Raw genomic sequence first — 13,452 nt, 5'->3', positions numbered from 1 at the left:
CTTGTTTATTATAATAAAATATGTGAACGTTTTCTTATTATATTTCCATAATAAGTGGACATAGAGGGTGATGAAATGATATCAATTTATGATATTCAGCAATTGCTAAAAAAATTTGGAACAATCATTTACACAGGTGATCGAATCGCTGATTTACAATTAATGCAAGATGAATTGCGTGAATTAAATCAATCACAGCTGATTGAGCCAAAAGACTATCAAACAGCTTTATTTTTATTGAAGCAAGAGATTCAAAAAGAGATGAGCAAGAATTAGATAAAGGTAGGTTAGCAAAAATGGAAGAAAAGTGGTTAGTTGGTGTTGACCTTGGCGGGACAACGATTAAATTAGCATTTATTAATGTGTACGGTGAAATTTTACATAAGTGGGAAATCCCAACGAATACAAGTGAGCAAGGTAAACATATTACATTAGATGTAGCGAAAGCAATTGATAAAAAGTTAGAGGAACTAGGAGAATTAAAGAGTAAGTTAATTGGTATTGGTATGGGTGCTCCTGGGCCTGTGCATGTCGCTTCTGGTATGATTTATGAAGCAGTTAATTTAGGGTGGAAAAATTATCCATTAAAAGATTTATTAGAAGTAGAAACAGGATTACCTGTTGTAGTTGATAATGATGCAAACTTAGCAGCGCTTGGCGAAATGTGGAAAGGTGCTGGTGAAGGAGCAAAAGATTTAGTTTGTATGACACTTGGAACTGGTGTTGGCGGCGGTGTAATTGCAAATGGTGAGATCGTGCACGGTGTAAGCGGTGCTGCTGGTGAAATCGGACATATTACAGTCGTAACAGAAAATGCCTTTCCTTGTAATTGCGGGAAATCTGGATGTTTGGAAACAGTAGCATCTGCAACAGGTATCGTACGTGTCGCTATGCAAAAATTACAAAATTCAGATGAACCAAGTGTACTTCGCTCTATGTTAGAAGAAGAGGGAGGTATTACATCTAAAGATGTGTTTGAAGCACTTGGACAAGGCGATGTTTTAGCGGGGCAAGTTGTAGAAAAAGTAGCTTCTTATTTAGGACTAGCTGTAGCAAACCTTTCTAGTACGTTAAATCCAGAAAAGATTGTAATTGGCGGTGGTGTATCAAAAGCTGGTGATGCATTGTTACAACCAATTCAGCGCTATTTTGAACAATATGCATTTTCACGTGCTGTTAAGAGCACGAAGCTCGCGATTGCAACACTTGGTAATGATGCAGGTGTAATTGGCGGAGCTTGGCTTGTGAAGAAGCATAAATATGAGGTTATCAAGTAAAAAGAAGGTAATCAGTGAGGACGAATCGAAATGAAGGTGCGACTACTGATACTTGCATGATAATAAGAAGAGGAAGGGAGACCCCTTCCTCTTTTTATGCAAAATCTTGATGAAGAATAGAACGGTAAGTAAATTAAGTAGCAGGTGGGTACCCGCTATTAAGGACAGTCATAATTGTAAACCATCCGAAAACAAGTACGGTTGCAATGGCAAAGCCGCCCGCAAGTAGATTTTTTTCACGTAACGTTCTAAGAGTTGCGAATACAGCTAACAGAGTGACTAGCGCAAAAATGATAACAAGACCCATATATGATCCCCCTCTGCTCTCTCATTCTTTCGTTTGAGTTTTTGCAATATTTCTTCTTTTTTATTGTACATGTTTTAGAAATGATTGTCGAGACAGCATCGTTTCTTTTCCTAAGGGAAAGAAATGTTGTATCATAAAAGTAAGTTCAACAACTGGAGGAGATTTAAAAATGAAATGGATACAAATGCCATTAGGGCCATTACAAACAAATGCATACATTTTAAGCAATGATCAAAAAGAATGTATTATTTTTGATCCAGGTAGTGAAGGGGAGAAACTTGTAACGTATTTGCAAGAAGAGCAATTGAAGCCATTAGCAGTTTTATTAACGCATGCTCATTTTGATCATATTGGTGCAGTTGACGCAGTGCGAGATGCTTTCAGTATTCCAGTATATGTGCATAAAGTGGAAGCAGATTGGCTAGGAGATGCCACTGTAAATGGCTCACAAATCTTTATGATGAATCGAAGCATTACAGCGAAACCAGCTGATGAAATTATTGAAGGAGAAGGAACATTAACAATTGGATCTTTTACATTTGAAATGTTTGAGACGCCAGGACATTCTCCAGGCAGTATCTCATATTACTGTAAAGAGGCAAATGCTGTATTTTCAGGTGATGTATTATTCCAAATGAGTATTGGTCGAACAGATTTACCAGGCGGAAGTTTTGCAGAATTAATTGGAAGCATTGAAGAAAAATTATTTATACTGCCAGATGAAACAGCAGTATTATGCGGACATGGACCAGAAACAAATATTGGTTTTGAAAAAGAAAATAATCCATTTTTACAATAAGGAGCTATATGGGGATGGAGTTCATTTTAAGAAAATGGATGGAGAAAGAAAAGGATTATTCGATTTCATATAGCACATACATGAACCTTGCACTATATGATGAGGAGTGCGGATACTATATGAAAGAACGTGAGAAGATTGGAAGGAATGGTGACTTTTTTACGAGTAGCAATATTTCTTCTGTATTTGCAAAGACATTCGCACGTTTTTTTATTCGTCTTGCCCAAAATGGAGAAATCCCTCCAAACATCTGTGAAATTGGTGGAGGAACAGGGAGATTTGCCTATGCTGTTTTACAAGAATGGAGGCAGTTATCTCCGGAGACTTTTGCAGATTTACAGTATTCTATTATTGAAGTGAGTCCTTTCCATAGAAAGTTACAAAAACGTCAACTTGAGTCATTTCAAAATGTTTCGCAGTATAAATCCTATGAGGAGTTAGGTGAGTCTTTTACAGGAGTTGTTTTTTCAAATGAATTGTTTGATGCATTTCCTGTTAAAGTGCTTGAGAAGCGAGATGGCATTTTGTATGAAGTACGGATTACGTATACAGATGAAGAAAAGCTTATAGAAGTATTAAGACCGATAGAAGAAAGAATAAGTAGTTATCTCCGGAGACGTCATATTCAGCTTTCTGAAGGGCAGCGATTTGAAGTGCCAATAGCAATGGAAATCTATGTGCAAGAAGTTGCAAGGTGGCTCAAGGAAGGCTTATTCATCACGGTGGATTATGGATATACAAAGGCAGAGTGGATGCATCCTGCGCGCCATGAAGGGAGTCTAAGGGGGTATTATAACCATAGGCTCATTCGAAACCCTCTGAAGTATCCAGGTGAAATGGATATAACAACACATATTCATTGGGATGAATTGAAGGAAATAGGAGAAGAGAACAATTTACATACAGTGTGGCATACAAAACAAAGGGAATTTTTGCTTGCGGCAGGTATATTAGAACAGCTTGCTAGTCATCAAGATTCCGATCCTTTTTCTGAGAAACAGAAACAAAACAGGGCGATTCTTTCTATGATTTTACATGGAGGGATGAGCGATGCTTTTGATGTTGTTATGCAAAAAAAAGGAATGTTACATTTTGATGTAAAGCAGTATTTACCTATATAGAAAAAACAAGACACAGAATGATTCTGCGTCTTGTTTTTTTGATACGACTTTAGGATATGTAGTATTGTATATTTTCTCTCATGATATATATTTATATTAAAGATATGAGATAAAAAATATAGAATACGCTCTTTTCTTTTTGGTTACCCCTAACCTAGTAATACACGAACAAGTTGAATGATTGTTTCATTTTCTACTTTGTAGTAAATCTCTAATCCTTTTCTTTCACTAGAAACAATTTTAGCGCTTTTTAATTTCGCTAAATGCTGTGAAATTGTGGATTGTGGCATATTTAAGCCTGTGTACATTGTCGAAACATTGCTTGGACCGCGTTCGATTAAACCTTTTACGATACATAAACGAACAGGGTGAGCAAGAACTTTCAATAATTCTGCATTATTTTCGTATAGTTCTAATTCCTTTTGAAAGGTTTCTAACATGTTTTTTTCCACCTCCATGCGAGCTGTTATACCCATACTATACATACCAAAAATCTAAAGAAAAGAAAATAGTTGTTGCAGAAAAAATGTTCTAAAGTAAAGAAATTGTAAGAAAAGAGAACGTGATGTAAATAACTTTGCAAAATTTGTACGTTTTGTAACAAGATATTTTTTGATGAAAATTACAATATGTTTAAAGATACAGATACATTTATAACACGATTTTATCATGATTTTTTTGTTCTTTCAAATAAATATACAAAATTTTTAAAATAATGAGAAAAAGGTTTTTGCACTTTTATATAGAATAGAAATTTTTGATAGAAAGAAGGGATAACATGAAGATTGAATTTTTAGGAACAGGTGGAGCTATTCCTATCCCAAGACCGGGGAGCGATAGTAAAGTGTGTAAAGAAGCTCGTGAAAAAGGTGTCCCATATAGCCGAATGGGACCGAGTGTGTTTATTCATGATCTTAGCTTGTTGATTGACACACCAGAGGAAATACGTCTGCAATTAGAGCGAGCTCATATTCAAAGAGTGGAAGCGGGAATTTATTCACATTGGCATCCTGATCATACGATGGGGAGAAGAATTTGGGAAACAATGGCTTTTGAAACAAAGAAAGCTTGGGAAACAACAGTTTATTTACCGGAACAAGTGGCTAAGGATATGAAACAATTTTTAGGTTCATGGGATCATTTACAATTTATGCATCAACAAGGATGGATAGATCTTCAAGTTTTACAAGATGGGCATTCTTTTATTAAGAACAATATTAAAGTTACTCCATTCCGTTTACATGAAGAATATGTCTATGCATTCCTATTAGAAGAAAATGAAAAGAAAATACTAATTGCACCTGATGAGCTATATAAATGGGAACCACCGACACATTTAATAGGAAATTTAGATTTAGCAATCTTACCAATGGGTATGGTTGAATTTAGCTGAAAAACAAAAAAGCGGTTACTTGAACGTGCGTACATTGAGGGAATGCGAGAAGCGACGTTTGAAGAAACTTTAGAAGTTGTGAAAAAACTAAGAGCAAAGAAAACAATTATTACGCATATTGAAGAAGTTGATAATCTTGGCCATGACGAACTACGTGGAATCGCAATGGATCTTCAGAAAAATGGACTCGATATTATATTTGCGCATGACACGATGCAAATGGAAATATAAAAAGAACCTAAAAATTAGGTTCTTTTTATATTTTATTTAAGATTATCATTATGCATTCACAGGTTCTTCGACATAAGAAAGTGCATTTTCAAAATCGGCAATTAAATCATCTACATTTTCAAGGCCAACTGATAAACGGAGCAATGAATTAGAAATATCTCTTTCATCACGTGCTTCTTGTGATAATGCTGCATGTGACATTTTTGCAGGGTAGGAAAGGATGGATTCCACAGCTCCTAGACTTACTGCAAATACAGGAAGTTTAACTTGAGATAAAAACTGTCGCAGCGCATCTTCAGATTGCAGCGTGAAAGATAGAACAGCACCGGCAGATTGTGCTTGTGATTGTTGTATGTCATAGCCTAGGTGTGATTCTAATCCAGGGTAATACACATTCTGAATTTTTGAGTGCTTTTGTAAGTAATGTGCAATTTTATTTGCATTTGTTGCTGAGTGTTCGAGACGCACGTGTAATGTTTTCAGGCCGCGAAGAACGAGAGAACAATCTTGTGGTCCTAATATAGCGCCAAATGCATTTTGCAAGAAGCCGAGTTTTTTAGCGAGTTCCTCATCTTTTACAACCGCTAATCCAGCTGTAACATCACTATGCCCCGCAATAAATTTTGTCGCGCTATGAAGTACAACATCCGCTCCGAGTTCAATTGGTTTTTGGAATAACGGTGTTAAAAATGTGTTATCAACAAATGTAAGTGCACCGGTGGATTTTGCTAATTCGCAAACAGCGCGAATATCGGTTACCTTTAATAATGGATTGGATGGTGTTTCAACGTAAAAGACTTTTGTGTTCGGTCTAATATTTTGTTTTACTTCTTCTAAATTGGTCATGTCAACAAATGTGTGTGAAACCCCATAACGAGATAGAACTTCTGTTACAATGCGATAAGTCCCTCCATATACATCTTCAGAAATAAGAACATGATCGCCTTGTGATAAAAGAAGAAAGGCAGTGGAAATTGCTGCGATTCCAGATGCAAAGGCAAATCCTTTTGTTCCCCCTTCTAGTAAAGCAATAATATCTTCTAGTGCTTCTCGCGTTGGATTACCGGATCGACTGTAGTCGTATTTTCCAAATGTATCTACATCAAATTGATGAAATGTTGATGTATTATAGATGGGAACGTTAACAGCACCTGTTCGTGGGTCATGTTTATATTGGTTATGAAGTAAGAGTGTATCTAAGGAATAACTCATATTTTTACACCTTCTTTCACATGTTTAATTGCTTGTTTTAAGTCTTGAATTAAGTCTTCCCCGTTTTCAATGCCGACGGAGAAACGAAGGAGACGATTACATACACCGCGTGCTGTACGCACTTCTTCTGGGATATCTGCATGTGTTTGTGTTGCTGGATACGTCATTAAACTTTCAACTCCGCCAAGGCTTTCTGCAAAGGTAATTAGCGATAAAGATTGTAAGAAAGGATTTATCCATTTTTCATCGCGAAGGCGAAACGAAATCATGCCGCCCCTTCCTGGATAAAAAACATCGGTTACACCGTCCTCCCCCTTTAAATAAGAAACGATTTTCTTTGCGTTTTCTTCATGTTGTTTCATACGAAGAGCCAATGTTTTCATACCGCGAATTAATAACCATGAATCAAATGGACTTAATACAGCACCAGCAGCGTTATGATAGTGAGCAAGTTCTTCGCAAAGTGCCTGGCCTTTTGCAACGACTAGGCCACTTAGGACATCATTATGACCACCTAAATACTTTGTCGCACTGTGAAGCACAATATCTGCGCCTTCAGTTAACGGTTGTTGGATGTATGGGGTGTAAAAAGTGTTATCGACAATTAAAAGTAATCCATGTCTTTTTGCGACGGCTGCTACAGCTGTAATATCTGTTACTTGCATTAATGGATTAGTTGGTGTTTCTATAAAAATAGCTTTTGTTTGAGAAGAGATAGCTTTTTCTATTTGTTTTATAGATTGTGTATCTACGTATCTACATCGAATATTCCATTTTTCCTCATGTTCCGAAAATAAACGATAGGTTCCTCCGTATAAGTCTTCTGATACGATAAGTTCATCTCCAGAGCGGAATAAAGAAAGAACAAGAAGAACAGCTGCCATTCCAGAACTACAGGCGTAGCCTTGTTCGCCTTCTTCTAAATCGGCAATTGCGTGTTCTAAAAGACCACGTGTTGGATTTCCAGTTCGTGAATAATCAAAACCTGTTGATTTTCCAATTCCTTCATGACGATAAGCCGTTGAAAAGTAAACAGGGGGATTAACCGTTCCTGTTGTAGTTTCGCTTCGATTGCCGATTTGAGCTAGTTTTGTTTCGATTGTTGACATGTGAAATTCCTCCTTGATAAAAATAAAAAAAGCCTTCTAAGAAGAAGGCTTTCATGTAAATATAGTCTTCTCCTTATCTGTCAAATCTTTTCACAATTTGCTGGAATTAGCACCTTATTAACGAACGTGTTAATGGTTGCTGAGGTGTCATAGGGCCAGTCCCTCTACCTCTCTAGATAAGAATAATTTGTATGAAATTTTATTATGTTTTTAACTTTACAATAAAAAATGATTGAATTGCAACTTTATTTTAAATATTTTTTATTTTTCTGTTAATTCCATTGACTTTTAGTCTATCTCATGCTAAATTTATGAAAAAATTAACAAAGTTTGCTATATAAATACAAATTAAAAAAACGGCATACAACCTTTCTTTTTAGGTGAGAAGAGCATCCGTCTATGCATGGAAGCTGTCACATCCTCTTCTTGCTCCATGCGAAGTTAAAACAAAGAGAGAAAACGAGTGTAGGTCACCTTTTGTTCTTCGTGGCAGCGACTTATATGTTGAAGAATCAAACTGGATTTATATAAAAGGGGAACGTATTTCCTTTTAATTACATAAAAAAATATAAAGACAAACTCTTATTGAGAGCGGTGGAGGGAAAGGCCCTGTGAAACCCGGCAACCTTCAAACGAAATGTTTGAAACGGTGCTAATACCTGCAAAACAATTTGTTTTGCATGATAAGAGGAGGATTGATGATGTCCCCCTCTTCAAGGTGAAGAGGGGATTTTTATATTAATAGAAAAGAGGGAGATAAGTGAAAATTCTAGATTTATTATCAAAAGGAATTGTTATTGGTGATGGAGCAGTTGGTACGTTATTACATTCTCATGGTTTGCAAAGTAGTTTTGAAGAATTAAATCTATCAGATCCAGATTTAATTATATCTATCCATAAACAATATATAGCTGCTGGTGCAGATGTGATTCAAACAAATACGTATGGTGCAAATGAAGCAAAATTGCGTACATATGGCTTAGAAAATCAGGTTGTTCAAATTAATAGAGCGGCGGTAAAATTGGCGAAAGCAGCTGTGACAGATAAGAATGCTATTTTAGGGACAATTGGTGGGATGAAACATATCGGTGCGGTCACAACGACTGACATGGAACGGGAATTTATGTTGCTTGAGCAAGCTGGGGCATTAATAGAAGAACATGTGGATGGGCTATTACTTGAAACTTTTTATGATGAATTTGAATTACTACATGCAGTGAAAGTGCTAAGGAAGCAAACGGATATTCCAATTATTGCGCAGCTAGCGCTTCATGAAGCTGGCACAACTCAAAATGGGAATGATGTAAATGAAATATTAACGCGGCTTTTAGATTACGGTGCAAATATAGTCGGCTTAAACTGTCAGCTAGGACCGCTTCATATGACGGAAGCTTTCAAGATGATATCGATTCCAAAGAACGGTTATTTGTCAGCTTATCCTAATGCAGGTCTTCCAAACTATGTGGAAGGGCGCTACGTATATGAAGGGAGTCCTGCTTATTTTGAAGCAATGACACCGAAGTTTATTGAACAGGGGATTCGGCTACTTGGGGGGTGTTGTGGTACAACGCCAGCGCATATCGAAGGGATGAAACGTGGAATCGCCAACCTAACGCCTGTTACAGAAAAGCAAATCGTGCACAGACCGCAAGTGATTCATACACAAACAAAACGTTCTCGCACTCATATTACGCTCGCGGAGAAAGCAAAGAAGCAAACGACAGTTGTTGTTGAGCTAGATCCACCAAAAACATTGGATACACAGCGCTTTTTTGAAGGGGCAAGGGCGTTAAAAAGAGCGGGAGCAGATGCTATTACATTAGCAGATAACTCGTTAGCATCCCCACGTATTTCAAATATGGCAATGGGGGCATTATTAACGAAGCATGATATTCCAGTACTGACGCATTTAACGTGCCGTGATCATAATGTCATTGGTTTGCAATCTCATCTACTTGGTTTATCAGCCTTAGGAATGGAAGAAGTATTAGCTTTAACAGGTGATCCAGCTCGAGTTGGAGATTTCCCAGGAGCGACTTCTGTATATGATATGTCTTCTATTGAATTAATTAAAATGATTAAAGAAATGAATGATGGTCGATCCATTTTAGGAAAGTCCATCGGTCCTGCGACAAGGTTTTCTGTTGGAGGAGCTTTTAATCCTCACGTGAGACATTTAAAAGCAGCGGTGAAGCGAATGGAGAGAAAGGTTGCAGCTGGTGCGGAGTATTTCTTAACACAGCCAATTTACGATATAGCCTTAATTGAAGAAGTATACCAGGCGACAAAGCATTTAGAACAGCCGATTTTTATTGGAATTATGCCTTTAGTAAGTAAGCGTAATGCTGATTTTCTTCATTTTGAGGTGCCAGGCATTACATTGCCTGAGGAAGTAAGACAGAGAATGGATGGGCATGAAACACAGGAGTCTGCAATTGAAGAAGGAATTCATATTTCACAAGAATTAATTGATGCCGCGATGAAATACTTTAATGGTATTTATCTCATTACACCATTTTTAAAATATGAAATTACAGAAAATCTCGTTAAGTATGTGAAAGAAAAGCAAGAAGTGAAAGAGGGAATCAACTGATGAGACTAATAGAAGAAAGATTACAACATGATATTTTAATATTAGATGGCGCGATGGGAACGATGATTCAGCAGGCGGATTTAACTGCAGAAGATTTTGGCGGCGAAGAATACGAGGGGTGTAATGAATATTTAGTAAAAACAAGGCCAGATGTTATTTTAGGTATCCATAAAGCTTATATTGAAGCGGGTGCGGATATTATCGAAACAAATACGTTTGGTGCTACGAATATCGTACTGCATGATTATGAGCTGTCTCATTTAGATGAGGAGTTAAATGAAAGAGCGGCGTTTCTAGCAAAACAAGCGGTAAAAGAGAGCGGTAAAGAAGTATATGTAGCAGGTGCGATAGGGCCAACGACAAAAGCGATCAGTGTAACAGGGGGGGTAACATTTGAAGAACTAATTGAAGCTTATACTAGACAAGCACGGGGCTTATTACGGGGCGGTGTTGATGTATTGCTTGTAGAGACGAGCCAAGATATGCGTAACGTGAAAGCGGCGTATTTAGGGATTCAGCAAGCATTTGTGGAAGCGAATCATACGGTTCCGCTTATGATTTCAGGAACGATAGAACCAATGGGAACGACTTTAGCAGGGCAAACAATCGAGGCATTTTATTTATCAGTTGAGCATATGGAACCATTATCTGTCGGCTTAAACTGTGCTACAGGACCAGAATTTATGCGCGAACATATCCGTTCTTTATCGGATCTCTCAGAGTGTTATATTTCTTGTTATCCAAATGCTGGTCTTCCAGACGAGGATGGACATTATCATGAATCACCAACTTCACTTGCAGAAAAGGTGAAACAGTTTGCTGCAGAAGGGTGGATTAATATTATTGGTGGTTGCTGCGGGACGACGCCTGATCATATAAGAGCGATAAAAGCTTCACTTGAGTCTCTCAGGCCACGTGAGAATCATGAGCGAGAAGGTCATGGGATTAGTGGTTTAGAAGCATTGCAATATGATGATTCTATGAGACCGTTATTTGTTGGTGAAAGAACGAATGTGATTGGGTCACGCAAATTCAAACGGTTAGTAGCAGAAGGGAACTTTGAAGAGGCTGCTGAAATTGCAAGGGCGCAAGTGAAGAAAAATGCTCATATTATTGATATTTGTATGGCGGATCCTGACCGTGATGAAGTGGAAGATATGGAAAACTTTTTAGCGGAGGTTACGAAAGTATTAAAGGTTCCAATTATGATTGATTCAACGGATGAAAATGTAATGGCGAAAGCTCTTACTTATATACAAGGAAAGGGTGTTATTAACTCTATTAATTTAGAAAACGGAGAAGAGCGTTTTGAGAAAGTGACACCGTTTATCCACAAATATGGTGCCGCAATTGTAGTTGGGACGATTGATGAAGATGGCATGGCAGTTAGCGCTGAAAGAAAATTAGAAATCGCAAAGAGAAGTTACGAATTATTAACGAAGAAATACGGTATACGTCCATCGGATATTATTTTCGATGCACTCGTTTTTCCGGTAGGAACTGGTGATGAAGAATATATCGGCTCTGCGAAAGCGACAATAGAAGGAATTCGTCTTATTAAAGAAGCTTTGCCAGAGTGCTTAACGATTTTAGGAGTAAGTAATATATCGTTTGGTTTGCCGCCGGCTGGTCGTGAAGTGCTAAACTCTGTCTTTTTATATCATGCAACAAAGGCTGGACTTGATTACGCGATTGTTAATACGGAAAAACTAGAACGCTATGCATCCATTCCAGAAGAGGAAAAGGAACTTGCAGATGCACTATTATTCGAAACAACGAAAGAAACACTAGAAGAATTTACGAACTTTTACCGGGTTGCGAAGAAAAAAGAAGTGGTCATACAAGAAACATTAACGCTTGATGAAAGGTTAGCAAATTATATTGTAGAAGGAACAAAGCAAGGATTACAGGAAGATTTAAGTCTCGCGCTTACAGAAGAAAGAAAGCCGCTTGATATTATTAACGGTCCGCTTATGACCGGAATGGACGAAGTAGGTCGTTTGTTTAATAACAATGAGCTTATCGTTGCTGAAGTATTACAAAGTGCAGAAAGTATGAAATCTGCTGTTGCGTATTTAGAGCCTTATATGGAATCTAGTGATAGTGCGAAAAAAGGAAAAGTATTACTAGCAACTGTAAAAGGTGATGTACATGATATTGGTAAAAATCTTGTAGAAATTATTTTATCTAACAATGGCTATGATATTGTCAATTTAGGAATCAATGTCCGCTCTGATCGCATTGTTCAAGAGGTAAAAGAAAAGAAACCAGATATTATCGGACTTTCTGGATTATTAGTAAAATCGGCGCAACAAATGGTAGCGACTGCTGAAGATTTGCAAGCAGCAAATATTGATATTCCAATTGTTGTAGGTGGAGCGGCATTGACAAGAAAGTTTACAGATAACCGTATTTCACCTTCTTATAATGGACTCGTGTTATATGCAAGCGATGCGATGACAGGACTTGATCTTATTAATCGACTACAAAAAGAAGAAGAACGAGAAAAAATGAAGCAGGAAAAAAAGAATCGTCATCTTCATGTTGTTGTGAAACAAGAGGAGAAAAAAGCGGAACTGCCAGCTGTAATCGAACCGTTGGCGCCAGCGGAGGTTATGATACCAGACTCAACAAAGCGGGTCGTACTTCGTGATATCCCAGTTTCACATCTTGCACCATTTTTAAACAGACAAATGTTAATTGGACATCATCTTGGTTTAAAAGGAAATGTGAAAAAACTGCTTAAGGAAGGAGATAAGCGGGCGCATGAATTAAACAATTTAATTGATGAACTATTACAAGAAGGTCAATCTTGGCTGCGTCCAAAAGCTGTTTATCAATTTTTCCCTGCTCAAAGTGATGGACAAACTATCATTATTTATGATCCAGAAGATCATACACGTGTATTAGAGCGTTTTTCATTCCCAAGACAAGTGAAAGCACCGTACCGTACTTTAGGGGATTACTTGCGTCCTGTCGGTGATGAAATGGATTATGTTGCCTTTTTATCTGTTACAGTGGGGCAAGGTGTTCGTGATATTGCGGATGAGTGGAAGGAGAAAGGAGATTATTTGCGCAGTCATGCGATTCAATCATTAGCGCTGGAATTAGCAGAGGGACTCGCTGAGAAAACACATATGTTAATTCGTGATCGCTTTGGAATTCCAGATTCACCGGAGATGACGATGGAAGAGCGCTTCCGTACAAAATATCAAGGAATTCGCGTTTCTTTTGGTTATCCGGCTTGTCCAGAACTTGCTGATCAAGAAAAACTATTTCGCTTAATTCAGCCAGAGGAAATCGGTATCTCACTAACAGAAGGATTTATGATGGAGCCGGAAGCATCTGTAACGGCGATGGTATTTGCTCACCCCGAAGCACGATATTTTAGTGTACTATAGTGTAGAAGG

12 protein-coding genes and 2 riboswitches are annotated in these 13,452 nt (G+C 37.7%); of the genes, 8 read left to right on the top strand and 4 right to left on the bottom strand.

What is annotated here, in order from left to right:
• Positions 1 to 75 precede the first annotated feature (75 nt).
• Complete coding sequence (locus J4P91_RS05625; RefSeq protein ID WP_016116335.1) at positions 76 to 276, top strand: YqgQ family protein; 201 nt, start codon at positions 76 to 78, stop codon at positions 274 to 276.
• Positions 277 to 296: 20 nt separating this feature from the next.
• Positions 297 to 1,277 carry a glucokinase gene (gene glcK / locus J4P91_RS05620; protein WP_207993209.1) on the top strand — a complete coding sequence of 327 codons (981 nt, stop codon included), beginning with the start codon at positions 297 to 299 and terminating at the stop codon, positions 1,275 to 1,277.
• Positions 1,278 to 1,410: 133 nt separating this feature from the next.
• Here glcK and J4P91_RS05615 read toward each other — a convergent pair whose 3' ends face one another.
• On the bottom strand, positions 1,411 to 1,584 hold the full coding sequence (locus J4P91_RS05615) for a DUF2759 domain-containing protein (protein ID WP_000524848.1): 174 nt from the start codon (positions 1,582 to 1,584) through the stop codon (positions 1,411 to 1,413).
• 169 nt (positions 1,585 to 1,753) lie between these two features.
• On the opposite strand from J4P91_RS05615, the gene J4P91_RS05610 reads away from it, so the two are divergent.
• The gene (locus tag J4P91_RS05610) at positions 1,754 to 2,383 is read left to right on the top strand and encodes an MBL fold metallo-hydrolase (protein ID WP_207993208.1); all 630 of its coding nucleotides are present in this window, start codon (positions 1,754 to 1,756) and stop codon (positions 2,381 to 2,383) included.
• 8 nt (positions 2,384 to 2,391) lie between these two features.
• Positions 2,392 to 3,504, top strand: coding sequence for a class I SAM-dependent methyltransferase (locus J4P91_RS05605; RefSeq protein ID WP_207993207.1), 1,113 nt, complete (start codon positions 2,392 to 2,394; stop codon positions 3,502 to 3,504).
• Between the two features lie 149 nt (positions 3,505 to 3,653).
• On the opposite strand, the gene J4P91_RS05600 is transcribed toward J4P91_RS05605, so the two are convergent.
• Positions 3,654 to 3,944 (bottom strand): ArsR/SmtB family transcription factor, encoded by a 291-nt coding sequence (locus J4P91_RS05600; RefSeq protein ID WP_000894376.1) that lies wholly within the window; start codon positions 3,942 to 3,944, stop codon positions 3,654 to 3,656.
• A gap of 338 nt (positions 3,945 to 4,282) precedes the next feature.
• Here J4P91_RS05600 and J4P91_RS05595 point away from each other — a divergent pair, with 338 nt between their 5' ends.
• Both J4P91_RS05595 and J4P91_RS28765 read left to right on the top strand, forming a co-directional pair.
• On the top strand, positions 4,283 to 4,897 hold the full coding sequence (locus J4P91_RS05595; RefSeq protein ID WP_243763730.1) for an MBL fold metallo-hydrolase: 615 nt from the start codon (positions 4,283 to 4,285) through the stop codon (positions 4,895 to 4,897).
• Positions 4,898 to 4,939: 42 nt separating this feature from the next.
• Entirely contained in the window at positions 4,940 to 5,128 is a 189-nt protein-coding gene (locus tag J4P91_RS28765) for a hypothetical protein (RefSeq protein WP_243763729.1), read from the top strand.
• Positions 5,129 to 5,176: 48 nt separating this feature from the next.
• Here the strand turns inward: J4P91_RS28765 and metC are convergent, their stop codons facing one another.
• Both metC and J4P91_RS05585 read right to left on the bottom strand, forming a co-directional pair.
• Complete coding sequence (gene metC / locus J4P91_RS05590; protein WP_207993206.1) at positions 5,177 to 6,340, bottom strand: cystathionine beta-lyase; 1,164 nt, start codon at positions 6,338 to 6,340, stop codon at positions 5,177 to 5,179.
• Positions 6,337 to 7,449, bottom strand: coding sequence for a methionine biosynthesis PLP-dependent protein (locus J4P91_RS05585; RefSeq protein WP_207993205.1), 1,113 nt, complete (start codon positions 7,447 to 7,449; stop codon positions 6,337 to 6,339). The genes metC and J4P91_RS05585 overlap by 4 nt, the downstream gene beginning before the upstream one ends.
• Before the next feature lie 70 nt (positions 7,450 to 7,519).
• A riboswitch (SAM riboswitch) is annotated at positions 7,520 to 7,632 on the bottom strand.
• A 396-nt stretch (positions 7,633 to 8,028) separates the two neighbouring features.
• Positions 8,029 to 8,139: riboswitch (SAM riboswitch) on the top strand.
• Between the two features lie 70 nt (positions 8,140 to 8,209).
• On the opposite strand from J4P91_RS05585, the gene J4P91_RS05580 reads away from it, so the two are divergent.
• Positions 8,210 to 10,042, top strand: a complete 1,833-nt coding sequence (locus J4P91_RS05580; RefSeq protein ID WP_207993204.1) for a bifunctional homocysteine S-methyltransferase/methylenetetrahydrofolate reductase — start codon at positions 8,210 to 8,212, stop codon at positions 10,040 to 10,042.
• Positions 10,042 to 13,443 (top strand): methionine synthase, encoded by a 3,402-nt coding sequence (metH, locus tag J4P91_RS05575; RefSeq protein ID WP_207993203.1) that lies wholly within the window; start codon positions 10,042 to 10,044, stop codon positions 13,441 to 13,443. Before J4P91_RS05580 ends, metH begins: the two co-directional genes overlap by 1 nt.
• Positions 13,444 to 13,452: the final 9 nt, after the last annotated feature.

The sequence above is a fragment of the Bacillus sp. XF8 genome, assembly GCF_017498755.1.
GTDB lineage: Bacteria > Bacillota > Bacilli > Bacillales > Bacillaceae_G > Bacillus_A > Bacillus_A bingmayongensis.
The sequence above is the reverse complement of the archived record's forward strand: the minus strand, read 5'-3'. Positions and strand labels throughout refer to the sequence as shown.

Excerpts from the sequence above, each read along its gene's own strand:
- J4P91_RS05615 (WP_000524848.1), bottom strand. The coding sequence starts at position 1,584 with ATGGGTCTTGTTATCATTTTTGCGCTAGTCACTCTGTTAGCTGTATTC.
- metC (WP_207993206.1), bottom strand. The coding sequence starts at position 6,340 with ATGAGTTATTCCTTAGATACACTCTTACTTCATAACCAATATAAACAT.
- J4P91_RS05595 (WP_243763730.1), top strand. The coding sequence starts at position 4,283 with ATGAAGATTGAATTTTTAGGAACAGGTGGAGCTATTCCTATCCCAAGA.
- J4P91_RS05605 (WP_207993207.1), top strand. The coding sequence starts at position 2,392 with ATGGGGATGGAGTTCATTTTAAGAAAATGGATGGAGAAAGAAAAGGAT.
- J4P91_RS28765 (WP_243763729.1), top strand. The coding sequence starts at position 4,940 with ATGCGAGAAGCGACGTTTGAAGAAACTTTAGAAGTTGTGAAAAAACTA.
- J4P91_RS05600 (WP_000894376.1), bottom strand. The coding sequence starts at position 3,944 with ATGTTAGAAACCTTTCAAAAGGAATTAGAACTATACGAAAATAATGCA.
- J4P91_RS05585 (WP_207993205.1), bottom strand. The coding sequence starts at position 7,449 with ATGTCAACAATCGAAACAAAACTAGCTCAAATCGGCAATCGAAGCGAA.
- metH (WP_207993203.1), top strand. The coding sequence starts at position 10,042 with ATGAGACTAATAGAAGAAAGATTACAACATGATATTTTAATATTAGAT.
- J4P91_RS05625 (WP_016116335.1), top strand. The coding sequence starts at position 76 with ATGATATCAATTTATGATATTCAGCAATTGCTAAAAAAATTTGGAACA.
- glcK (WP_207993209.1), top strand. The coding sequence starts at position 297 with ATGGAAGAAAAGTGGTTAGTTGGTGTTGACCTTGGCGGGACAACGATT.
- J4P91_RS05610 (WP_207993208.1), top strand. The coding sequence starts at position 1,754 with ATGAAATGGATACAAATGCCATTAGGGCCATTACAAACAAATGCATAC.